Source organism: Roseomonas indoligenes (assembly GCF_017813365.1).
GTDB lineage: Bacteria > Pseudomonadota > Alphaproteobacteria > Acetobacterales > Acetobacteraceae > Roseomonas > Roseomonas indoligenes.
Genome location: NZ_JAGIZA010000037.1, coordinates 1 through 22,222 on the forward strand (window position 1 = coordinate 1; position 22,222 = coordinate 22,222).

At 69.9% G+C, this 22,222-nt stretch carries 19 protein-coding genes and 2 pseudogenes; 8 read left to right on the forward strand and 13 right to left on the reverse strand.

The genetic code is table 11. From position 1 onward, the window contains the following. A pseudogene (locus tag J5Y10_RS26635) lies at positions 1 to 105 on the forward strand (IS5/IS1182 family transposase); the annotation flags it as partial. A 13-nt stretch (positions 106 to 118) separates the two neighbouring features. Here the strand turns inward: J5Y10_RS26635 and J5Y10_RS26640 are convergent. From J5Y10_RS26640 to J5Y10_RS26650, 3 genes are all read right to left on the reverse strand, one after another. Then, complete coding sequence (locus J5Y10_RS26640) at positions 119 to 772, reverse strand: response regulator transcription factor (RefSeq protein ID WP_209377176.1); 654 nt, start codon at positions 770 to 772, stop codon at positions 119 to 121. A 120-nt stretch (positions 773 to 892) separates the two neighbouring features. Further along, complete coding sequence (locus J5Y10_RS26645; RefSeq protein ID WP_209377177.1) at positions 893 to 1,510, reverse strand: alpha/beta hydrolase; 618 nt, start codon at positions 1,508 to 1,510, stop codon at positions 893 to 895. A 45-nt stretch (positions 1,511 to 1,555) separates the two neighbouring features. Then, on the reverse strand, positions 1,556 to 2,491 hold the full coding sequence (locus J5Y10_RS26650) for a ring-cleaving dioxygenase (RefSeq protein ID WP_209377178.1): 936 nt from the start codon (positions 2,489 to 2,491) through the stop codon (positions 1,556 to 1,558). 284 nt (positions 2,492 to 2,775) lie between these two features. Between J5Y10_RS26650 and J5Y10_RS26655 the strand changes: the two genes are divergently transcribed. Continuing rightward, positions 2,776 to 3,699, forward strand: coding sequence for a LysR family transcriptional regulator (locus J5Y10_RS26655; protein WP_209377179.1), 924 nt, complete (start codon positions 2,776 to 2,778; stop codon positions 3,697 to 3,699). On the opposite strand, the gene J5Y10_RS26660 is transcribed toward J5Y10_RS26655, so the two are convergent. From J5Y10_RS26660 to J5Y10_RS26685, 6 genes are read right to left on the reverse strand one after another with little or no spacing between them, the layout of a single operon-like run. Further along, positions 3,680 to 5,266, reverse strand: a complete 1,587-nt coding sequence (locus J5Y10_RS26660; RefSeq protein ID WP_209377180.1) for an MFS transporter — start codon at positions 5,264 to 5,266, stop codon at positions 3,680 to 3,682. The genes J5Y10_RS26655 and J5Y10_RS26660 overlap by 20 nt on opposite strands. Beyond that, on the reverse strand, positions 5,263 to 5,652 hold the full coding sequence (locus J5Y10_RS26665) for a DoxX family protein (protein WP_209377181.1): 390 nt from the start codon (positions 5,650 to 5,652) through the stop codon (positions 5,263 to 5,265). Before J5Y10_RS26665 ends, J5Y10_RS26660 begins: the two co-directional genes overlap by 4 nt. Before the next feature lie 2 nt (positions 5,653 to 5,654). Further along, complete coding sequence (locus J5Y10_RS26670; protein ID WP_209377182.1) at positions 5,655 to 7,610, reverse strand: amidohydrolase; 1,956 nt, start codon at positions 7,608 to 7,610, stop codon at positions 5,655 to 5,657. Then, complete coding sequence (locus tag J5Y10_RS26675) at positions 7,610 to 7,870, reverse strand: DUF1427 family protein (protein WP_209377183.1); 261 nt, start codon at positions 7,868 to 7,870, stop codon at positions 7,610 to 7,612. The genes J5Y10_RS26670 and J5Y10_RS26675 overlap by 1 nt, the downstream gene beginning before the upstream one ends. Before the next feature lie 53 nt (positions 7,871 to 7,923). Then, complete coding sequence (locus J5Y10_RS26680; RefSeq protein ID WP_209377184.1) at positions 7,924 to 8,580, reverse strand: hydrolase; 657 nt, start codon at positions 8,578 to 8,580, stop codon at positions 7,924 to 7,926. Further along, a complete protein-coding gene (locus J5Y10_RS26685) occupies positions 8,508 to 9,524 on the reverse strand; it encodes an alpha/beta fold hydrolase (protein WP_209377185.1) in 1,017 nt (338 codons plus the stop codon). The genes J5Y10_RS26680 and J5Y10_RS26685 overlap by 73 nt, the downstream gene beginning before the upstream one ends. Before the next feature lie 374 nt (positions 9,525 to 9,898). Between J5Y10_RS26685 and J5Y10_RS26690 the strand changes: the two genes are divergently transcribed. The 5 genes from J5Y10_RS26690 to J5Y10_RS26710 all read left to right on the forward strand — a co-directional run bounded on the left by J5Y10_RS26690 (position 9,899) and on the right by J5Y10_RS26710 (position 17,862). Next, complete coding sequence (locus tag J5Y10_RS26690; protein ID WP_209377186.1) at positions 9,899 to 10,270, forward strand: response regulator transcription factor; 372 nt, start codon at positions 9,899 to 9,901, stop codon at positions 10,268 to 10,270. Then, positions 10,267 to 14,331 (forward strand): ATP-binding sensor histidine kinase, encoded by a 4,065-nt coding sequence (locus tag J5Y10_RS26695; protein WP_209377187.1) that lies wholly within the window; start codon positions 10,267 to 10,269, stop codon positions 14,329 to 14,331. Before J5Y10_RS26690 ends, J5Y10_RS26695 begins: the two co-directional genes overlap by 4 nt. 174 nt (positions 14,332 to 14,505) lie before the next feature. Then, on the forward strand, positions 14,506 to 15,075 hold the full coding sequence (locus J5Y10_RS26700; RefSeq protein WP_209377188.1) for a helix-turn-helix domain-containing protein: 570 nt from the start codon (positions 14,506 to 14,508) through the stop codon (positions 15,073 to 15,075). After that, positions 15,072 to 16,268 carry an MFS transporter gene (locus tag J5Y10_RS26705; protein WP_245215137.1) on the forward strand — a complete coding sequence of 399 codons (1,197 nt, stop codon included), beginning with the start codon at positions 15,072 to 15,074 and terminating at the stop codon, positions 16,266 to 16,268. Before J5Y10_RS26700 ends, J5Y10_RS26705 begins: the two co-directional genes overlap by 4 nt. 157 nt (positions 16,269 to 16,425) lie before the next feature. Further along, complete coding sequence (locus J5Y10_RS26710) at positions 16,426 to 17,862, forward strand: sensor histidine kinase (protein ID WP_209377189.1); 1,437 nt, start codon at positions 16,426 to 16,428, stop codon at positions 17,860 to 17,862. A gap of 35 nt (positions 17,863 to 17,897) precedes the next feature. On the opposite strand, the gene J5Y10_RS26715 is transcribed toward J5Y10_RS26710, so the two are convergent. Next, a complete protein-coding gene (locus J5Y10_RS26715; RefSeq protein WP_209377190.1) occupies positions 17,898 to 18,326 on the reverse strand; it encodes a DUF3592 domain-containing protein in 429 nt (142 codons plus the stop codon). 25 nt (positions 18,327 to 18,351) lie between these two features. Beyond that, the gene (locus J5Y10_RS26720; protein WP_209377191.1) at positions 18,352 to 18,597 is read right to left on the reverse strand and encodes a hypothetical protein; all 246 of its coding nucleotides are present in this window, start codon (positions 18,595 to 18,597) and stop codon (positions 18,352 to 18,354) included. A gap of 255 nt (positions 18,598 to 18,852) precedes the next feature. Here J5Y10_RS26720 and J5Y10_RS26725 point away from each other — a divergent pair, with 255 nt between their 5' ends. Further along, a complete protein-coding gene (locus J5Y10_RS26725) occupies positions 18,853 to 20,301 on the forward strand; it encodes an MATE family efflux transporter (protein ID WP_209377192.1) in 1,449 nt (482 codons plus the stop codon). Positions 20,302 to 21,461: 1,160 nt separating this feature from the next. Here J5Y10_RS26725 and J5Y10_RS28205 read toward each other — a convergent pair. Both J5Y10_RS28205 and J5Y10_RS28970 read right to left on the reverse strand, forming a co-directional pair. Beyond that, positions 21,462 to 21,794 (reverse strand): hypothetical protein, encoded by a 333-nt coding sequence (locus tag J5Y10_RS28205; RefSeq protein WP_245215138.1) that lies wholly within the window; start codon positions 21,792 to 21,794, stop codon positions 21,462 to 21,464. Between the two features lie 64 nt (positions 21,795 to 21,858). Beyond that, positions 21,859 to 21,924: pseudogene (locus tag J5Y10_RS28970) on the reverse strand (hypothetical protein); the annotation flags it as partial. Between the last annotated feature and the right edge of the window lie 298 nt (positions 21,925 to 22,222).

A 22,222-nucleotide genomic window follows, 5' to 3' on the forward strand; every position in this document is an offset into this window, starting at 1 on the left:
TGCCACCTCAAGAACTGGCGAAGGCTGGCGACCCGCTACGACCGCCTCGCGCGGAACTACCTCGCCAGCCTCGCTCTCGTCGCCACCGTCAGCGAGTGGACCTGAATGAGTCCCCTACCTAGCCCCGCTGCCCGTCCCGTTCCAGCAGCTCCGCCGTCCGGACGAGGTCCGCGAGGCTGCGGACGTCCATCTTTCGCATGACGCTGGCGCGGTGCAGCTTCACGGTGATCTCGCTCAGCCCCAATTCGCCGGCGATCTGCTTGTTCATGAGCCCGGACACGACGAGCGCCATGACCTGCAGTTCACGCGGGGTGAGCGCGGCGTAGCGCGACCGCGCCGCGGAGGCTGCACCCTGGGCACGGCGCCGCGCGCGGTCCTTCTCCAATGCGGCATCGACCGCATCCAGGATGTCCTGGTCGCGGAAGGGCTTGACGAGGAAGTCGGCCGCCCCGGCCTTCATGGCGCGCACGCTCATCGGCACGTCGCCATAGCCCGTGACGAAGATGATGGGCGGGTGCTCGCCGCGCTCGGCGAGCCGCGCCTGGAACTCAAGCCCGCTCATGCGGGGGATGCGGACGTCCATGATGATGCACCCGACCTCGTCCGGCAGCGGGGCGTCGAGGATCTCGTGCGCGACCTCATAGAGGCGGGTGCTGTGGCCGACGGAGCGAAGAAGGCCGTCGATCGCGCGGCGAACCCGGGCGTCGTCGTCCACCACGAGCACGAGGGGCCGGGCTTCCCCCTCCCCGTCCGCCTTTCCGCTCTCTTCCATCCAACCTCCCGACGGAAGCGCCCCAGGGATATAAGGCGGCCCCTGCTGCAACGGCAATCTGGATCCCGCGGGAGCGCCTTGCTCATTCGGGGGATGGCCGGCCCCGGCCGGCCATCTCCGCTAGACCGCCGCCATCCAATCGCGGGTGAGCGCCACGTCCATCTGCGACAGGCCGTGCCCGAGCGGCAGGTCGTGATGCTTCACCGTCGCTCCCGCGGCCTGGAGGATCCCGGCCAGCCGGGCCGTATTCGCGGCGGGCACAATCGGGTCGGCGGCGCCGGAGAGCAGCAGCACCTTCGTCCCCTCTAGCCGGGCAGCCGGGGGTTCGGCATAGGGCACCATCGCCCGCAGCAGCGCCGCACCGCGCAGCAGGCCGGGATGCCGCAGCAGCAGGCTGGCCGCGATGTTGGCCCCGTTCGAGAAGCCAAGCGCGACCGGCGCGGCGATGCCGTGGCGGGCCTGCGCCTCACGAATGAATGCCGCGAGGTCGTCCGTGCGGCGCCGCAGGTCGTCCTCGTCGAACACGCCCTCCGCCAACCGGCGGAAGAAGCGGGGCATGCCGTGCTCCAGCACCGCGCCGCGCGGGGAGAGCAGCGCCGCACCGGGTGCCACGGTGCGGCCGAGCGGCAAAAGGTCGCGCTCGTCGCCGCCCGTGCCGTGCAGCAGCAGCACGGGCGGGCGGGCTGTATCCTGGCCGGGCTCGAAGATGTGGACGAAGTCGGATCTGAGATCGCTCATGGGGGTCTCCCCGGGCCGCGCCGTAGCGCAGCCCGCGAAAGGGGTTCAGGCGAGGACGGGAAGCGCGGCCTCGATGGCCTCGCGGTGCCCTTCCAGAAAGGCGGGCAGCTTCAGTGCGGCGCCGAGGCTCTCGGCCGGCTCGTCCACGGCGAAGCCGGGGATGTCCGTCGCGATCTCGAACAGCACGTGGCCGGGCTCGCGGAAGTAGACGGAGCGGAAGTAGTCGCGGTTCTTCTGCTCCGTGGTGTGCAGGCCGTGGTTCTCGGCCAGCTTGCGAACCATCGCCATCTCCGCCGCGTCGTCCGCCGCGCGGAAGGCGAGGTGGTGGACGGAGCCACGGCCGAGGCGCGCCGGCAGGAACCCGCCCACCGCCTGCAGGTCCACGATGCCGCCGAGCACCGTGCCCTCCACCGCGTAGCGGGTGGTGTTGCCCTCCTTCGCCATCTCCCGGAAGCCGAACACGTCGGTCAGGATGGCGCCCGTCCGCTCCGTCCGCTCCAGCATCAGCGACACGCTGTGAAAGCCTCGGATGGCGCTCTCGGCCGGCACCTCGCCGTTGTCCCATGCCGCCTCGCTCTCGATGCCGGGGATGCCGACGAGGGCCAGCCGCAGCCCGTCCGGGTCACGGAAGGTCAGCACCGTCTCGCCAAAGCGCGTCGCGCGCTCCAGGCCGTGGTTCACCAGCCGCTGCGTCCAGTAGCCGATCGCGGATTGCGGGATGCGGAACACCGTCTCCTGCAGTTCACCCGCGCCGGCGCGGCCAGGCGCCGCGTGCTCCCACGGGAAGAAAGTGAGGATGGTGCCGGGGCTGCCTGCCGCATCGCCATAGTAGAAGTGGTAGGCGCCGGGATCGTCGAAGTTCACGGTGCGCTTCACCAGCCGCAGCCCGAGGATGCGAGTGTAGAAGTCCAGGTTCCGCTGCGCCTGGCCGGCGATGGCAGTGACGTGGTGGATGCCATTCCCGGTGTTGGTGGAGGTCATGATCGCTGTTCCCTGGGGGAAGCGCGGGCTGCGCTTCGGTTCCACCAGCAAATAGGAAATGCCGGCCCCGGGACCAGCGCAAACCGATTGCATGGATGCAATCGAAGACTTGCGGCGGAGGGAGTGGTTAGGTCGTTCCTGTCCCCTCAGTCTGCGGGCTGACGATCGCAACCCTCCCTCGCCGCCGTGGCCTGAAGAGCCTAACCTTGCCCCACCCAGCAGGAACGCGGTTTTCTCAGAGCGCTGCCTTCGCGCGCCAGGACCGCCACCCCAGGACGAAGATCATGAAGGAACCCGCCCGCACGCTCGCCTGGGACGATTTCCGCCTCATCGACGCGGTGGCAGCCACGCGCAACCTGCCCGCCGCGGCCGCAAGGCTGGGCATGGATCACTCCACCGTCTTCCGGCGCCTCAAGGCGATCGAGGCGACGCTGGGCCAGCCGCTCTTCGAGCGGCACCGCAGCGGCTACACGCTGACGCCGGCGGGGGAGGAGATGGCGGCGCTCGCCGCCCGCGTGGACGAGGACATCTCCGCCGTCACGCGCCGCCTCGCGGGCCAGGACGTTGCGCCTTCCGGCGAGGTGCGGTTGGCCACCAGCGACAGCCTGCTGTCGGACCTGCTGATGCCGATCCTTGTGGGCTTCCGCGCCGCGAACCCGGGCATCCGGCTGGACATCGTCACGGGAAACGCCTCGCTGAACCTCTCCCGCCGGGATGCGGACGTGGCGGTCCGCGCGACGGACAGCCCGCCGGATACGCTGGTGGGGCGCCGCGCGGCGCGCATTGCCTGGGCACTCTACGCCAAGGCCGAGGCGGAACATCCGCGGGATCCGGCGGAGAGCGCGCACTGGGTCTGCCTCGGCGACAACCTGTCGGGGCTGCGGGTTGTCCGCTACGCCCAGGCCGTGGTGGCGCCGGGCCGGCTTGCCGCGCGCTTCGACACGGTTCTCGGCCTCGCGCACGCGGTGGCTGCCGGGATCGGGGTGGGGCACCTGCCCTGCTTCATCGGCGATGCCTGGCCAGGCCTGGTGCGGCTGGCGCCGCCCGACCCAACCTATGCCTCCGACCTCTGGCTCCTCACCCACCCGGACCTGCGGCACACGCCCCGCGTGCGCGCCCTGCTGGACCATATTGCCGAGGCCATCACGGTCCGGCGCCCGCTGATCGAGGGTGCCGCGCCCCGGGGGGTCAGCCCCGGCCGGGACTGACCGTCAGGAAGTGACGGACGACCGGCGCGTCCGCCCCCGTGTGGAAGGCGCGAACCGCCCCCTGCACATCCGCGTCGGCGCGGGAGACCCGGTGATGCTGGCGCAGGTGCTCGGCCCAGGACTCGACGGTGAACCATTCCACCAACTTGTCCGGATCCGCGGCGTCCTCGGTGATCCCCCAGTCATAGGCGCCATCCCGCCGCCGCTCGGCCGAGAGATGGTGGACCGCCCGCAGGAAGGCGGCCCGGTCGGACTTCGCGACCTGATATTCGATGAGGATGAGGACGGGTCCACGGTCATGCGGCACGGGGTCGGCGGTCAGAGGCTCCGGCCAGTGATTGGAGGGCACCAGATCCGCCTCCCCCGCCGGCAGCTTCACCCGGTGCAGCACCAACGCGACGATCACGAGGCCGGCGGCCCCCGTGAGCAGCGCGGCCGGCACCCCGACCGCCTCCGCCGCCAAACCCCAGCCGAGACTGCCCAGTGCCATCGCACCGTTGAACACGGTGAGATAGACGGCCAGCGCGCGGCCGCGCACCCAGTTCGGCAAGATCGCCTGCGCCGCGCCGTTGAGCGTGGTGAGCGCCACGATCCAGGCGATGCCGAGCAGCAGCAACGCCAGAAGCGCCAGCCACCGCGGCGGTGCCAGAGAGAGGACCGCCATGACGGCCGCCGCCGCGATGCTGGCCACGAGCATGAGTCCATCCGCGTCCAGCACCGCCCGCAGATGCGGCAGCAGGAGCGCGCCGCCGATGGCGCCCAGCCCGACCGCGCCGAGCAGGATGCCGTAAAAGCCGGCATCGCCGCCGAGCAGGTTGCGCGCAACGAGCGGTAGCAGCGCCCAGACCGCGCTGGCGAAGGCGAAGAAGATCGCGGCGCGCAGCAGCACCACGTGCAGTTCCCGGCTGGCGCGAGCGTAGCGCAGCCCGGCGCGGAAGGCGCTGCCGAAGTTCTCGGCCAGCGCGTCCTCGGATCGTGCCGGACGCCTCCACCAGATCAGGGCGAGGATCACCAGGGCGTAGCTCGCCACATCCGCCCCGTAGGTGACGGCCGCGCCGGCTGCGGAGAGCAGCAGCCCTCCTGCCGCCGGCCCAATCGAGCGGGCGATGTTGATGCCGAGGGAGTTGAGCGCGACCGCGCCCTTCAGTTCCTTCCCCGGCACGAGTTCCGGCACGATGGCCTGCCAGGTCGGCGCCATCAGCGCCGCACCGATGCCGCCGACGAAAGTCAGCGCAACAAGGGAGGTGACCGTCATCATCCCGAGCCAGGAGAGGACCACCAGCGCCGCGCTGACAGCGGCCAGGAGGAGTTGTACGGCGATAAGGAACCGGCGGCGGTCCAAGATGTCGGAGAGCACGCCGGCCGGAATGGCAAGAAGGAATACCGGCAGCGTACCGGCTGCTTGGATCAGCGAGACGGCGGCGGGGCCGGCATCGAGATCGGTCACCAGCCAGGAGCTGGCAACGTCCCGCATGAAGCTGCCGGTGTTGCCGAGGACGGTGGCCGCCCAGATCACCGCGAAGGTGGTCTGGCGCAGCGGGGAAAAGGGGTCGGACGCGGCGCTCATGCGGATCTCCGATCCCAGAGCGCGACGAGCAGCAGCGCCCCGGCTAGGCCGAGATGCTCGTAGAAGGAGTTCGCCATCATGAAGCGCTCCATGCCGCCCGGCAGTTCCCAGTAGCGATTGGCGATGAGTGTCGCGGCGAGAGTGAAGGCCATGAGCCCCAGCGCGCCGAGCCAGCGGTACCAGCCCGCCAGGATCATGACGCTGGCGCCGAGTTCGAGGACGATGGTGGCAGCCGCCACCGCGGGAGGCAGCGGCAGCCCGAAATGTGCCGCCTCGGCCACCGCGCCGGGGTAGTCGAGCAGCTTGTTCACCCCGCCCTGGATATAGGCCGCGCAGAGCCCGAGCAGGCCAAGGGTCGTCAGCGCGTTTCGCGCGGCCGGGTCCATCCTTAGAAGGCCCAGCAGGAGCAGCCGAGCGCGCCCCAGAAGCCCTGGTCGTTGCCCACCGGCGTGGAGGCCGCCCAGGCGCGGGCATGGTCGTGCCCGTGCACGCCGCAGGCGGCATCGCAGCAGCCCCCCACCGCACGGGCGAAGGCGCCCGCCGCTCCCGGCTCCCCCGCCCGGCGATCCTGGTAGCCGCCGAAGCGGCGCACGGGAGACCAGTCCGGCATGGCCGGCGGCAGGGGCGGCGCGAGCGAGGCATAGTCGCCGACGCCGTGCACGATCTTCCCGCCCACGACGGTAAGGATCGAGGTCACATCCTGGATCTCGTCACCTGGCACCTTGAAGTAGTCGCGATCGAGAACGGCCATGTCCGCGAGCTGGCCCTCGGCGATGAGGCCCTTCTTGCCCTCCTCGTTAGAGAACCAGGTGACCTTTTCCGTCATCATCCGCAGCGCCGTCTCGCGGTCCAGCGTGTTGTGCTCCGGCGTGATCCGCAGGCCGCCGACGGTCTTGCCCGTGGTAAGCCAGTAGAGGGCGACCCAGGGATTGTAGGATGCGACCCGCGTCGCGTCCGTGCCGGCTGAGACCTTCACTCCCATCTCCAGCATCTTCGCCACCGGCGGCGTCGCTTCCGCGGCGCGGTTCCCATAGCGCTCCACGAAGTACTCGCCCTGATAGGCCATGCGGTGTTGCACTGCCACGCCGCCGCTGAGACGCGCGATGCGTTCCAGGTTGCGCTCGGTCACCGTTTCCGCATGATCGAAAATCCAGTGCAGGTCGCCGATGGGCATCTCGGCGTTGACCTTCTCGAACACGTCCAGCGCGCGGGAGATGGTCTGGTCGTAGGTGGCGTGCAGGCGCCAGGGCCAGCGATTCTGGATGAGGATGCGAACAACCGCCTCCAGCTCAGGCTCCATCTCCGGCGGCATCTCCGGCCGTTCCACCCGAAAATCCTCGAAGTCGGCGGCGGAGAAGACCAGCATCTCGCCAGCCCCGTTCAGGCGAAAGTAGTCGTCGCCCTGCTGGTACTTGGCGGTCTGAGTCCAGCGAAGGAAGTCCTCCTTCTCCTGCTTCGGCTTCTGCGTGAACAGGTTGTAGGCAATGCGGACCGTCAGCTCGCCATCCTCGGCCAGCTTCTGCACCACCTTGTAGTCGTCGGGATAGTTCTGGTAGCCGCCGCCCGCGTCGATGGCGCCCGTCACGCCCAGGCGGTTCAGGTCGCGCAGGAAGTGGCGGGTGGAGTTCAGCTGGTAGTCGAAGGGAAGCGTCGGTCCCTTTGCGAGCGTGGCGTAGAGGACCGTGGCGTTGGGCTTGGCCAGCAGCAGGCCCGTGGGCGTGCCGTCCGGTCCACGCTGGATTTCGCCGCCCGGCGGATTCGGCGTGTCCTTCGTGTAGCCCGCCGCCCGCAGCGCCGCGCCGTTCAGCAGCGCGCGGTCGTAGAGGTGAAGGATAAACACCGGCGTGTCGGGCGCAATCGCGTTGATTTCGTCCAGGGTCGGCAGGCGCTTCTCCTGGAACTGGTTCTCCGTGAAGCCGCCGACGATGCGGACCCATTGCGGCGGGGGCGTGATGGCCACCTGCTTGCGCAGCATCTCCATCGCGGTCGCCAGGCTGCGCACGCCGTCCCAGCGCAGCTCCATGTTGAAGTTCAGACCGCCGCGGATGACGTGCAGGTGGTTGTCGATCAGGCCGGGAATCAGCCGCCGCCCCTTCAGGTCGATCACCCGCGTGTTCGGCCCGGCTGAGGGCATGATCGTGGCAAGGTCTCCGACGGCCGAGAAGCGGCCGCCGGTCACCGCCACGGCTTGTGGCGCAGGATTGCTCCTGTCCAAGGTGGTGATCTCGCCGTTGTGCAGGATGAGATCAGGCGCGGAAGCGGCCATGACGGAACTCCGGTCGAGGATGGAGAGGCCGAAGGCGGTGACGCCTCCGGCGATGCTGCGGCGCGAAAGATTCGGCATCAGACGTGCTCCTTTGCGTTGGTGCCATTTCCGGGCAGCTGGCCGAAGAGGTGCTGAGCGCAGCCGGCCTGCGAGACCGCCCTGGAAGGGGAATGCCCGTCCAGCATCCGCATGACCACGGGCACGACCTGCTCACCCAGGAGGATGCCGAGCAGCCCCATGAGCGCGATCACCGGCGGCGCGGGCGAGCGCACGCCGATCAGGCTGTACACGACGCCGATGAGAAGACCGGCGCCGAGGGAGAGCAGGTAGGGCTTCATCGCCACCTCCGATGGGCGCACCGGGCGCTGCCGCCGGGTGCGCGGTTGCGGGATCAGCCCTCGTGGGCGTTGAACATCGTCTTGGCGTAGTTGATGCCGATGCCATAGGCGCCGCCGTACTTCTTCGCGATGCCCGTGGTCATCTCGTAGGTCCCGGTGCGCGCCCAGTCGCGCTGCAGCTCCAGCAGGTACTGCAGCGCCGTCATCGGACGTGCGCCGGCCTGGATCATGCGCTCCACCGCGCGCTCATGCGCCTCGGTCGAGACATCGCCGCAGGCATCGGCGATGAAGTACACCTCAAAGCCCTGGTCAAGCGCGGACATGGCCGGGCCAACGATGCAGACGCCCGTCCAGAGCCCCGCGAGCACGATCCGCGGCTTGCCGATGCGGTTCACCTCCTCGATCACCGCCGCATCCTCCCAGGTGTTCATGGAGGTGCGGTCAAGCAGCGCCTGGCCGGGAAAGGGCGCCGTCACCTCCTCGAACATCGGGCCGGAGAAGGACTTCTCGGCAACCGTGGTGAGGATGGTGGGAACACCGAAGCCCGCCGCCGCGGCGGAGACGAGGGCGGCGTTGTTCCGCAGCGTCACGGGGTCGATCGACTTCGTGGCGAAAGCCATCTGCGACTGGAAGTCGATCATGATGAGCGTGTGGTCGGCGGGGCTGAGCAGCAGCTTGCCGGGGGTCGGGGTCGCGGTCGCGGTCGGCATGTCGGCCATTCCTGTTTGGCTGGTGTGGTGGGATGATCGCGGCCCTGGCGGCGCAACGCCATTCCGCAGGTCGCAAGATCAGGATTGCATTCGCGCAAGCTCGAGAGAGCCCCCCCTTCCCGTCCGGACCTTGCGAAGGTCAGCAGGTCGGCGTTGAGCCGGTCTCGCATCGTGTCGGTCAACGCGTGCGCGCCACCGGGATAGACCGTCAGCGTCGCGCGCGGCGCGAGCTGGGCGGAGCGCATGCCCGTGGCCTTGATCGGCACCACCTGGTCGTCATCGCCCTGGATGACGAGCACGGGGATGTCCATCTTCCTCAGGTCCTCCGTCAGGTCGGTCTCCGAGAAGGCCTTGATGCAGTCGTACTCGTTCTTCAGTCCGCCCATCATGCCCTGCAGCCAGAAGCTGTCGCGCATGCCCTGAGTCACGGCCGCGCCTGGGCGGTTGGCGCCGAAAAAGACGGTGGTGAAATCCTGGAACAGCTGGGAACGGTCCTTCAGCATGCCCGCCCGCAGCCCGTCGAGCGCCTCCAGCGGCACGCCATCCGGGCTGCCCTCGTTCCTCACGAGATAGGGCGCGACGGCGCTGACGAGAACGGCCTTCGCAACGCGCGAGGTGCCGTGGCGTCCGATGACGCGCACCACCTCGCCGCCGCCGGTGGAGTGACCGACCATCATCGCGCCGCGCAGGTCCAGATGCGCCATCAGCGCGTAGAGGTCGTCCGCGTAGGTGTCCATGTCGTTGCCCGCGAAGGGCTGGGAGGAACGCCCGTGCCCGCGGCGGTCATGCGCGATGCAGCGGAAGCCGTTTGAGGAGAGGTGCAGCATCTGCGCCTCCCAGGCGTCGCTGCTCAACGGCCAGCCGTGGCTGAATACGACGGGCGTGCCGCTGCCCCAGTCCTTGTAGTAGATCGAGGTGCCGTCCTGCGTGGTGAAGATGGCCATGCTGCAATGCTCCAGATACCGACCGGGTTGGTTCGCCGGCGCGGGCTGCGCGCGGCAGGATTGGCGGGGAGAGCCGCTGCGCCCGTGCCGCCCAGGACCGGGCCGACGGTTGCGTGGTCCGTGATGCCGCTTCTCCTGCAGCGTCCGGGCGTCGCGACATGCGGGGCACTCCCTCAGCAGGACGGAGGCATAGGATGCGGCGCCGTATCGCTCTTGTCGGACATCAGCGCATTTGGACGATCCGGACATCGTGAGCGGCGTCGGGCGCGCAGGCCGCTCCGCCTGATCTTTCGTATAGTGTCGCGGCGATGCCGGGCGCGGTATATCCGAAACGGGCCGCCGTGCCCGTACGGGTTCCGGGAAGGTCGGCCGGCTTGCAAGATCACCTCATCGCCATCGTGGATGACGACGACAGCGTCAGGGTGGCGCTGACGAGCCTCGCGCGCAGCGCCGGGCTCAGGGCCAGGGGCTATGCCTCGGCGGACGCGTTCCTGGCGGAGGATCTTTCGCCTTTCGACTGTGTCGTCTCGGACATACAGATGCCGCGCCTCTCCGGCTTCGACCTTCTTCAGGCCGTGCGGGCGCGCCGCGCCGAGCTTCCGGTGATCCTCATCACCGCCTTCCCCGACGACCGCGTGCAGCAGCGCGCGATGCGCGATGGGGCGCGCTTCTTTCTCGAGAAGCCCTGCGATCCCGATCTCCTCGTCACGCGGATCGCGGAGGCCGTGGGAGAGGAGACGCCTTGAGCACGGACCTGTTGCCGCCAGGGCTGGAAGCCCTGCCGGACCCGCGCTGGCTTGCGGCACTCTCGACGGAGCAGGTCGCGACGGACGGGGCCGTAATGACCCTGCGCGCCCACTCCCCCGCCGGTAGCCGGCGCTGGCTCGTCGCCCGGGCGGCGGTGCCGGGGGAGCCAGCAGTCACGGCCCGGCTGCGCCGCACCTTCGCACTTCGGCACCTGCTCTCCCCGGACTGGGCCGTGCTGCCGCTGCATCTCGTCCCGACCCTGGACGGCCCGGTCCTTCTTCTGCGCGATGATGGGGGTGGACCGCCGGAAGGGGCGGCGCAAGGCATCGCCGGCTTCCTCCGCCTGGCCGCCGGTGCCGCGCAGGCTCTGGGCCTGGCCCATGCAGTCGGGCTGCTGCATCACGACCTCACGCCGGCAAGCCTGTTCGAGGGTGCGGACGGTACGATCCGGCTGACTGGCTTCGGCCTTGCACTCGTGCAGGGATATGCGTTCCTGGCGGGGGAGAGCGGCCTCGGCAGCCCCGCCTTCACTCCGCCGGAGCGCGCGCGGCGAGCCGATCCCGTCAGCGATACGCGAAGCGACCTCTATGCGCTCGGTATGACCCTCTACGCGTTGCTGGCCGGGCGCCTGCTCTTCGAGGAGAAGAACACGCTCGGCTGGATGCACGCCCATGCCGCGAGGCGGCCGCCCCCGCCCAGCCGCTTCCGCGCGGAAGTGCCCGGGATGCTGGACACAATCCTGTTGAAGCTGCTCGAGAAGGAACCCGAGCGCCGCTACCGTTCCGCCGCTGCGCTGGAGCGCGACCTGCGGCGGTGCCTCTTCTCCTGGGAGCGCAACGGGTTCGTCGAGGCGTTCGAGCCCGGTGAGGCAGACGGTCACGATCCCATCCCGGCCGCGCCCGCCCAGGGCGTGCTTGCGTCCCGGCCCTCACCCCGGAGGATTATCACGCGCCCGCGGGCGGAGTGCCTAATCCTGGAAGGGCGCTTTCCCGAGGCCGCCGCGGAGATCGCGTGCCTGATCCAGCATGCGACAGGCCAGGCGGAACGGCTTGCCGCGCTCCGGCTCGACATCCGCCTGCGAAGCCTGCAGTCCGACTTCGCGGGCGCGCTGCGGACGGGCAGGGAGGCGCTGCCGCTGCTCGGCATCCAGGTGCCCGCCGTCGCAGGTCCCGACGATCTCGACGCCACCTATTGTCGGCTGCGCGCAGAGATGGGAGCACGTGGCCCGGCCGCGCTGCCCGGCTTGGCGCCCATGACCGATCCGCTCCTGCAGGAAGGGATGGAGTTGCTCGCCAGCCTCGTTGCTCCGGCCAACTTTGTTGACGATGCGCTCATGTTGATCCTGCTGTGCGAGCAGGTGCGGCTCACTGTCCTGCACGGCCTCGCGCCCGCCTCGGCACAGGGTATCGCCTGGTTCGGCGTTGCCCTGGCCCATCACTTCGGCGAGTACGGGCGCGGGGTGGAGTTCGCAGAGGCCGGCGTGCGTATCGCAGAGGCATCGGGCGGTGCCGAAGCGCGAAGCGCGACCCTTGTCGCGCTGGATCAGGTGAGCGCCTGGAGCCGCCCCTTCGACTTCGCCCTCGGCTGCGCCCGCGCAGCCCTGGCCGAGGGCCGGGACGGCGGCGACGGTGCCATGGCCTGCTACGCCTGCAATCACATCGTCTCCGACCTCCTCGTCATGGGCGTGCCGCTCGCCCAGGTGGAGGAGGAGATCGGGCGCGGCCTCGCCTTCGCGCGCCAGGCGCATTTCGCGGATGTGCAGGCCATCCTCGGCCTGCAGCGGGGCTTCGTGGCGGTGCTGCGAGGCACGGGCACCCTCCCCGCCCCTCCTCCGCACACGGCGATGACGCCGTTGCTCTGCTGGCACATGATGTTTCGCGGCGTCATCGCCTTCACGGAAGACGATCCGGACGAGGCGGAGAGGTGCCTGGACCATGCACTCGCGCTCGCTTGGTCCACGCCGGCCCACATCCACGTCATGTGCATCCACCTCTTTGCCGGGCTGGTGCGTGCAGCGCGGGGCGACGCGGCAGGGCTTGCGCCCCATCTCGCCAAAATGCGCGGCTGGGCCGAGCTCAATCCCGGAAATTTCAGGGACAAGGCACTGCTGCTTGAGGCCGAGGAGGCGCGGCTTGAGGGCAATACGCTCCGAGCCCTCTCCCTCTACGAGGAGGCTGTCGCCGCCGCCACCGCCGCGGACCGTCCGCAGGTGCGCGCCATCGCGCATGAGCGCGCCGCGGCCTGCTACGTGGCGCATGGGCTGGAGGGGGCGGCCCGACACCACCTCCGCGACGCTCAGGCCCAGTACGAGGCATGGGGCGCAGCGCGGCGTGCGGCAAGGCTTTCGGCGCGGCACTCCTTCCTGCCGGCGCCCCGCGCAGCACGGCGGGAGGGTCAGATTTCGCCGCAGAGCCATGACGGACTGGACCTCCTCGCCGCGATGGCAGCGGTGCAGAGCCTTTCGGGGGAGATCGACACGAATCGCCTTGTCGAGCGGCTGCTCGGGCAGGCGATGGCGGTAGCGGGCGCGAGCCGCGCCGCGCTGGTCCTCACCGGCGGGGGCCGCACGGTGCTGGAGGCGCTCGGCACCGTGCAGGACGAGGTGTCATGCGACGGGACGCGCGACGAGGACCGGATTGCCGTGCGTTTCGCCCGCGGCGCCCCTTCCGCAAGGGACCTGCCGCTCTCAGTTCTCTACAGCGTGATCCAGCGGCACGCCGCGGTGTCGATTCCTGATCTGCGCGGGCCGCATGAGCACGCCTTCGATGGCTATTTCGGAACCCGCCCCGCGCGTTCCCTCCTCGCGCTGCCGCTGATTAAGCAGGGTACTCTCATCGGCGTACTGCACCTGGAGAACGAGTTCGCCGCCCACGCTTTCGACAGTTCGCGGCAGGTGCTGCTGGAGGTGATCGCGAGCCAGGCCGCGATCTCCCTGGAGAATGCCCGGCTCTACGCCGCCCTGCGGACGAGCGAGGCCTTCCTCACGCTCAGCCAGCGGATCAGCCGGTCCGGCAGCTTCCGCTGGAACCGCACGCGGGACGAGCACAGTTGGTCGGAAGGGTTGTTCCACCTCTGGGGCGCCGATCCGTCGGGGGGCCCGCTCTCGCTGGACGAGATGCGGGCGCGCACGCATCCCGAGGACCGGGCCCGCATCGATGCCGTGAGCCAGCAGCCCTGGGGGGGCGGGGTCAACGGCCCGCACGCCTTCCGCATCCTCGACCCGGCAGCGCCGGAGGGCACGTACCGCCATGTCGAGCTGATGTTCGGCTCGGCCGAGCCGGATGTCTTCGTCGGCGTGCTCACTGACGTAACGGAGCGCCGCGCGACGGAGGCGGCGCTGCGCGGTGCCAGGACGGAGCTGGCCCAGGCGGCCCAGGCGGCGACCATGGGGGAGCTTGCCGCCTCCATCGCGCACGAGATCAACCAGCCCCTCTCGACCATCGTCGCGCAGGCGGGTGCGGTGGCCCGTTGGCTGGGCCGGCCCGAGCCCGAGATCGGGGAGGCGCTGGCAGGGCTGGCCGATATCGTCCAGGACGGGCAGCGGGCGAGCGACATCGTGCGCTCGCTCCGCAGCCTGGCCCGCCAGGCCCCGCCCGACCGCCGCGCCGTGGCGATGGACGCGCTGGTGCGAAGGGTGGCCGGACTTGTCGCCGCGGAGGTTGAGCTGAAGGGCACCGTGGTCCAGCAGGAGCTGGCCGCACCGCATGCCACGGTCCTCGCCGACCCCGTTCAGCTGGAGCAGGTCTTCCTGAACCTGATCCTCAACGCGGCGGAGGCGGTCGGGGCGATGCCGGAGGGTCCGCGCCGCGTCGCCATCGCCTCCCGTCACGACGCTGCGGCCGGTGCGGCCGTGTTCACGGTAGATGATACCGGGCCGGGGATCGCGGCGGCCGACCTCGCCCGGATCTTCGATCCCTTCTTCACGACGAAGCCCACGGGCCTCGGCATGGGGCTGCCGATCTGCCGGTCCATCGTGGAGGCGCATGGCGGCTGGCTGGAATGCGTTTCCACCGGACCTTCGGGAAGCCGCTTCCTCCTTCGCCTCCCCGCCGCGGCGTAACTCGTCCGGCCCCGGATCCCGGCCGGACGCCGGGTCGAGGGCGGCTGCCCTATACCGAAGTATAGCTTCCACGGGACCAAGAGCTTACCCGGGCGAACCTGTGCTCAATGGCGATCGTCCCGGCGCTCCATCACTCTCCCGTCAGCAGAAACCCTCGGGCAGCGGAGCAGGGCGATGATCTCCAACGGGCATGCCAATCGGGCCGACGGTCCCGACCGGGGCCACCCGGGGGCGGAGGCGGGCGCGGTCCAACGCCTGCTGCGCGACGCTCTCGACCTGCTCGACCGCGACCACGGCGCCGCCGCGGTCACCCTGGCCCGCGCCACGCGGCTGCTGGACGCGGCGGGGTCTGGCAAGGCCGATCGGCCCGCGATCCCGGGCGGCCTGGCACGGTGGCAGGCCATCAGCGTCGCCCGCTACGTTGACGCCAATCTGGAAGGCCAGATCCTGCAAAAGCACCTCGCGGCACAGGTCAGGCTCAGCTGCGGCCATTTCGGCCGCGCCTTCAAGCAGAGCTTCGGCGTGTCCCCGCATAGCTACGTGATGGAGCGCCGGATCGCGCGGGCCAAGGCCATGATGCTGGAGAGCCGGATGCCGCTCTGCGACATCGCCCTGTCCTGCGGGCTGGCCGACCAGGCGCATCTCTCCCGCGTGTTCCGGCGCCTGACGGGCAGCACGCCCCTGGCTTGGCGGCGGCAGCACCAGACGGCACCGTCGCAGCATCCTTTGAAAGCACGACCATGACGACGAGTGACACCCGGCACGCACCGGCCGGAGTGCTGACGCCGGCCATGACCTTCGCGATGGCTGCTGCAACCGGGATCGCGGTTGCGAACATCTACTACAACCAGCCCATGCTCGGAATCATCGAGGGTGACTTCCCCGGGGCCGCCAGCACCGCCCTGATCCCCACCGCGACCCAGCTCGGCTATGCCGCCGGCCTTTTCCTGCTGCTGCCTCTCGGCGACCTGCTGGACCAGAATCGACTGATCGTCGGGCAGTTCGTGGTGCTGGCGGCGGCGCTGGCCTTGGCGGCACTGGCGCCGAGCGCACCGGTCCTCGTCCTCGCCTCCCTCGCCGTCGGCCTCTGCTCGACGGTGGCCCAGCAAATCGTGCCCTTCGCCGCCCACCTGGCCGCGCCGGCGCGACGGGGCGCCGTGGTGGGCACCGTCATGGGCGGCCTGCTGACGGGCATCCTGCTCAGCCGCACGCTCGGCGGCTTCGTCTCCGCCCATGGCGGCTGGCGCGCGATGTTCTGGCTCGCGGTTCCCATGTCGCTGGGATGTGCGGCGCTGATGGCTGCGGTGCTCCCACGCCGGCCCGCCGCCGCCACGATCGGTTACGGCGCGGCGCTGCAGTCCCTGTTGCACCTCTGGCGCGCCCACCCCGCCCTCCGGGGCGCCACGCTGATGCAGGCGGCCCTCTTCGCCTCGTTCTCTGCCTTCTGGACGATCCTCGCCCTGCGGCTGGAGCAGCCGCCCTACGAACTCGGGGCCGAGGTGGCGGGGCTCTTCGGCGTGGTCGGCGCCGTCGGCGTTGCGGCTGCCCCGCTGGCCGGCAGGCTGGCCAATCGCCGCGGCCCGGGGCTGGTCATCCGCCTCGGCGCCTTCCTTGCCCTGGCTGCCTGGGCGGTCTTCGCGGCCTGGCCGGGCATCCCGGGCCTGGTGCTGGGCGTCGTGATCCTCGATTTCGGCGTGCAGGGCTCGCTCGTCTCGAACCAGCACGTCATCTACGCGCTGCAGCCGAATGCGCGGAGCCGCCTCAACACCGTCTTCATGACCGGGATGTTTCTCGGTGGCGCCGCAGGCTCGGCCGGGGCCATGGCGGCCTGGCGGTGGGGCGGATGGGGCGCGGTCTGCGCCTTCGGCGCCCTTCTCGCAGTGGCCGCCATCCTCATCGATGCCCTTGCCGGCCGGACGCGACGGGATGTCCCCTGACGCCCGCGCGGGGGGCCGGCGACAAGACCGGGGTGTCGCCTTGCAGGCCCCCTGCCCGGCTGGCACCTTCGGGCGCACACAGCACCTCGAAACTCAGTTGGAACAATCGTCGCCACCGGCCGTGACGCAGGTCTTCTCGCCATGGCCGTCCCCGGCCATGCAGCAGGCTTCGCCCGGCCCCGCCGCAGCCCTGCCGCGCTGGGCCCGCCGGATCGGCCCGATGACCCGGGCCAGGCTGGGGCTGTCCCGCACCCTTGCGGTGCTGGTCCCGCTCATGTTCGCCCTCGGCTCCGGCCTCGCCGCGGCCATCGCCGTCCTGCGGGGCGGGGTCTGGCCGGGGTTGGCCGCCGCGGTCCTCGCCGCCGGCGCCCTGCTCACGAGCTTCCGGCTCCTCACGCGCCAAGTAAAGGCGGAGGCCGATTACGAGGCGCTGTTCGAGCGCGGCGGCGTTTCCCTCTGGCGCGAGGACTGGTCGGCCGTGGCGGAGGCGGTCCTGGTGCTGAGGCGGGCCGGCATCCACGACATGCAGGCCTATTTCACGGCCCACCCCGAACTCGCGCGCGAACTCCGGAGCCAGGTCCGGATTGAGGACGTGAACCGCCTCACCGCGACGATGATGGGTGCGTCGGGAAAGGAGGCCTTCATCGGTCCGCTCGACCGCATCCTCCCCAACACCGACCAGACCTTCCTGCAATGGCTGGTGGCGATCTCGAACGGCGATGCGCTCTACCGCTCGGAGGCGCACATCACCCGGCCGGACGGCACCCACCTGGACTGCCTTTTCGCCGCCGACCTTCCCGACACGATGGAGGGCTTCCGGAACATCGTCGTCACCGCGATCGACATCACCGCCTACAAGGCAACGCAGGCGCGGTTGTTGCGGGCGGAGGCGGAAATCGCGCGCAGCGCCCGGGTCACCACGGCGGGCACGCTCACCGCCACCATCGCGCATGAGGTCAACTCGCCCCTCGCGGCGATCGTCGGCCATGCCGAGGCATGCCGCCGGTGGCTGATGCGGGCCGAGCCGGACCTGGGGGAGGCGCGCGAGGCCCTTGAGCATGTGGTGCGCGACTCCATCCGCGCGCGGGATGTCGTGACCCGGCTGCGCTCCTTCATCGGGAGCGCGGTGCGGCGGACAGAGCCCGTCGACCTCGTCCAGGTCACGCGGGAGGCTATCCTCCTTATCGAGCGGGACCTGCGCGCCAGCGGCACCTCCGTCCACCTCGACACGGGAGCCGGCCTGCCGCTGGTGGTGGCGGACCCCGTGCAGATCCAACAGGTCATGGTCAACCTGATGCTGAACGGCGCCCAATCCATGGCCGGCAAGCCCGGGCCGCACGACCTGACGGTGCGGCTGTCCCGGAGCGGCGAGGACGTGCACGTGGAGGTGCGGGACGGAGGCCCCGGCATCGATTCCGACCATCTCTCCCGCATCTTCGAGCCCTTCTTCTCGACGAGGGCGGAGGGCATGGGGATGGGCCTCGCCATCTGCCGGAACTGCGTGGAGTCCCATGGCGGGCGGATCTGGGCGGAGAGCGCGCCCGGCAACGGGGCGGTGTTCCGCTTTTCCCTGCCCGCCCTGAAACAGGCGTGACGCAGCGGGCCGGGCAGGCCAGATCCGTCCTTCCTCTAGATCAGGAACCCCGCATCGCGGAGCGCCCGCTGCACGACCGTCGCCAAAACAGCGAGGAGCACTGCGAGCACAAGTGCCAGCAGGGGAACAGCCGCGGCCCATTCCGCGCGCGTGGGATCGTCGGGATCGTACCGAATCTGCAAGCGCGCGCCGTTCGGCGGCAGGCCGCCGCGGCCGTAGTTGCGCAGGGCGGCCCGTACTTCCCGCCCGTCCGGCAGCCGGAAGGCGATCGGCAGCGCCTGCCCCGTATAGGTGAAGCCCCAGGCGGCCTGTTGAGCGAGCCCAAGAAACGTAGCCTCGCACGGCACCCAGCGCAGCATCTGCCGCAGCCGGAGCAGTGCCAGGGCGGCGACGCCGGTGATATCCGCTGCCAGCCACAGGTTTTCCATATCGCGGAAGGCTACGCGCGCGGCATGGAGCCTCAATCAGGCGTGCCGCCCGCGGTCCCGGTCAGGCGAACCGGACGAGGTTGAGCGCCACTAGAGAGCCGCCCGGGAACCTCACTGGCCGGGCACCCGGCGCGAGCGGCCCAAGGTCGCGCAGCCAGCCGCGGGTATAGGCCACGATGTTCGCCTTAGTGGCGATGGAGCCGGCGGCACCGGAAAATGGGACGTGAACCGCGATGGCGACGTCCTTCGCGTTGGCCGCGGACCGGCGGTCGAGGCCGGCGAGACCGGTCTGGGGATTCTCGACCATGCCTGTGACGGAGACACCGGGAAATCGACGAGGATATCCAGCCGGCCCAGGGCACCATGGGCCACGTGCACCAGCGCGGCTACCTCGGCCGGGACGCCTGAAGCGCGGTAGCTGAAGGCGAGAGCCTGACCGCCCGCTTACTCCGGCCTGCGCCGGTGCTACATGACCGCCCGTGACCGGCAACTGGCCGCACAGCCCCTTTTCGCTCAGGGCCTAAACCGCGGCCATCGGCTTTCCAGCCCAGCAGGATGCTTCGTGTCCAGACCTTCCGAACCCGACGCTCGCTTCCTGACAGGCTCGACCATGCGGCACGTCACCATCATGGCGGGCACCGGGGCCATCGGTCTGGTCGCGGTCTTCGCGGTTGACCTGATCAACCTCATCTACATCTCGCTGCTCGGACAGCAGACCGTCGCGGCGGCAGTGGGGTTCGCCGGCACCGTAGGGTTCTTCCAGGTGTCGATCGCGATCGGGCTGACGATCGGGCTGAGCACCGCCGTGTCCATCCGTGTCGGTGCCGGGCAGATGGAGGCGGCGCGCCGGGTTGCGACGGCCGGCCTCGTCCTGGTCTCGCTGCTCACCGCGCTGGTGGCCGTCGCAACCGTGCTCGCCCTTGATCCCATCCTGGGGCTGCTCGGCGCCGAGGGTGAGACACGCCGGCTTGCCGCCGGCTATCTTCTCCTGACGGCGGTCTCGGTGCCCGCGGTCTCGCTGGGCATGGGCTTCGCCGCCCTTCTTCGCGCCGTCGGGGATGCGCGAGGCTCGATGATGGTGACGCTCGCGGCCGCGATCGCCACGGCCGTTCTCGACCCGCTTCTCATCTTCGGGCTGGGGCTGGACCTGACGGGCGCGGCGATCAGCACGGTGCTGTCCCGGCTGCTCCTGGCCTATGTCGGCTGGCACGGCGCGGCCCGGCAGCACGCCTTGCTCGGGCGGTTCGAGCCCGCGGCGTTCCCCGCCGACGCGCGCGCGGTTCTCGCGGTGTCCGGACCGGCCGTGCTGTCGAACCTCGCGACCCCCGTCGGTGCCGCCTATGTCACGGGCAGCATGGCGCTGTTCGGCCCGGCTGCCGTCGCCGGGCAGGCGACCATCGACCGGATCACGCCGGTGGCCTTTGGGCTCGTCTATGCCCTCAGTGGGGCGGTCGGCCCCATCATCGCCCAGAACCTCGGGGCCGGGAGGTTCGACCGGGTCCGGAGCGCGATGCGAGACAGCCTGGTCTTCGTCGTCCTGGCGGTTCTGGCCGCCTGGGCCCTATTGTGGCTCGGGCAGGATCTTCTGGTGGCGGCCTTCTCCGCACAGGGCGTGACGGCCGAGATCGTGCGGCTGTTCTGCAACTGGGTCGCCGGCAGCTTCATCTTCGTCGGCGCCCTCTTTGTTTCCAACGCAGCCTTCAACAATCTCGGCCGGCCATTGCTGTCCACGGCCTTCAACTGGGGCCGCGCCACCCTCGGCACGATCCCGCTGGTCGCACTCGGTGCTGCCTACGGTCCGGCGGGCGTCCTGGTGGGACAGGGGCTGGGCTCCGTGCTGTTCGGGACGGCGGCGGGTTTCGTTGCCTTCTCCGTGACGGGGCAACTGGGGCGAGAAGCTGGAACTGCTGTCCCGCGAGGCGGCGGCCTCTCGGTTGCCTCGCCGACCGGCACCCTGGCGAATGCTGCACCAGCGGTGTCGCCCGCCACATCGGGCCGAACTCCGCAATAGAGTTGCGGCAGCCTCGCTCACGATCGGGGCGACCGCAGAGAGAATGATACCGACAGCAGCGGAAAGTGCGGCCCCCCCCCGGAAGTTGTCCTTCACCCTGGCCGGCTATTGGGTCGGACCGGAGTGGAACAAGCCGGAGGACTGGGCGGAGACGGCGTGGAAGCGAGCGGGGCTGTCGGTGTCTCAAAATGACGAAAGCCGGCAGACGGAGCCCCCTGCCCGCCTCAAATCGGCACCCACTCGATCCCGATCCCACCGCCGGTTACCTCACCAGCCCGAGCAATGCACAGTTCCGCTTCACAGACCCGCGATCATTCCGGTAAGAGGACATCCAAAGAAACGAGAGCGGCTGTGGCATGCCCCTGGACTTCGCTAACCCAGACTGCGGCGTTCTTGACCGCCAGCACCCTGTGAAGCCAGCCGAGACAGGGCACGCCGTGCTGGTCCAGCTTGACGTCGACCATGAAAACGAGCGCGCCATCTACCAACAGGAATGGGCGAACCGGTCGTGGTGAGTGTCCATCCCGCGTCCGATACTCCCGTCAAGGGGCGCGAAGCTGAGGTCGAAGCCACTCCTGACTGGGCTGACTATAGCCGCGCCGGGGCATTCAGAGGTTTCACACTCGGCTTCCTATTCTCTGCCCTTTTCTGGTGCCTGCTCTATCTGCTGTGTCGCCTTCTGCTCACCTGACGGGGTCCTGCTGAGCGCTCCTCTTCTTCACAGCAGGGCCAGCGGCGACTTCGGCTTTGGCGACGACATCATGCGAGGCGGGCTGGGCCTGTGAGCCTGCCTAGCGCACTGCGGCGAGATCGAGAGAAGATGGAACCGGGGCTGACGGGCCGCTGACACGAGAAAAGCCGGCAAACGAGGCCTTTCGCGCCGCATGCCGGCTGGTCTGCGCCCGATCGAAAGGCGAGGCAAACCGACAGTAGCGTTCGCTGAAAGCAGCAAAAGTGAAAACACAATAACCTTAAGTATGCGCTCGCTCTTGCGGCACGCCAGCGGTCTGCGTCACGCTCGCTTCAGCGGCTTGTAGCTCTCAAGGTCGGGCTGCTGCTGAGAGGGCCACACGCACACCCCAAAACCGTACAGTAGCGACTGCAACGCAGGCCTGGACCGGCGCTTCGGTGCCGGTCCCCCTCGGCAATTAGGCACTGCCCTATCGCACCACATTCAACAGCGGATCACGCGCTTTCGACGCTGCATCGGTGAACGGCGGGTCCACTGCCGCCAGCCTCTCCCGCGCCTCCTCCGCCCCGTCGACGCCCAGGTCCGCCAGCCCGGCCAGCGTCGTCAGCCCGAGCGCGCCGTAGTCGCCCTGAATGCTGGGCAGCCAGCCCGTGCCCTGCTCATGGCCGCAGCGCGCCGTCTCCGCCTGGATCTCGTCCCGGGTCTTGGACTGATCCCGCGTGCCGGCCGGGCTGATCCAGAGCAGGTAAGCGACCCCGTTGCGCAGGTTGAAGTCCTGCCGCCGGATCCGGGAGCAGGTCACCGATCAGGTCGAAACCCCGCTGACGGATGTAGAACCGTGCACAGATGTCCACCGCGGTCTGCCGCGGCGTCGCGGCCATCGGCCCCATGTCGCCCGCGGCGCGGGCACGGGCGACGGTGATGCCCCACATGGTCTCCCCGCCCTTGTCGGAGGGGTTGTTGCTGTAGCGGGCCTCGCGGCCGATCACCCCGTCCGTCCGTCCGTCCGGGCTGCGGTGCGGGCGGGGGTCACCGGATGCCCCCAATTACGCGGTCCAGGGTGGCCGTGCGTGCAGCACTGCCGGAGCTGGACCCCATGAGATAGTCGTATGCGCCTGACAAACACCGCGGGATTACTGCTGGACAGGCATCCCGGGGCTGATCAGGCGGCGTTGCGCTGATCCAGCCGGAGCGGCAGGCCCTGGAGGTTCCAGGGCAGCAGTTCGGTGA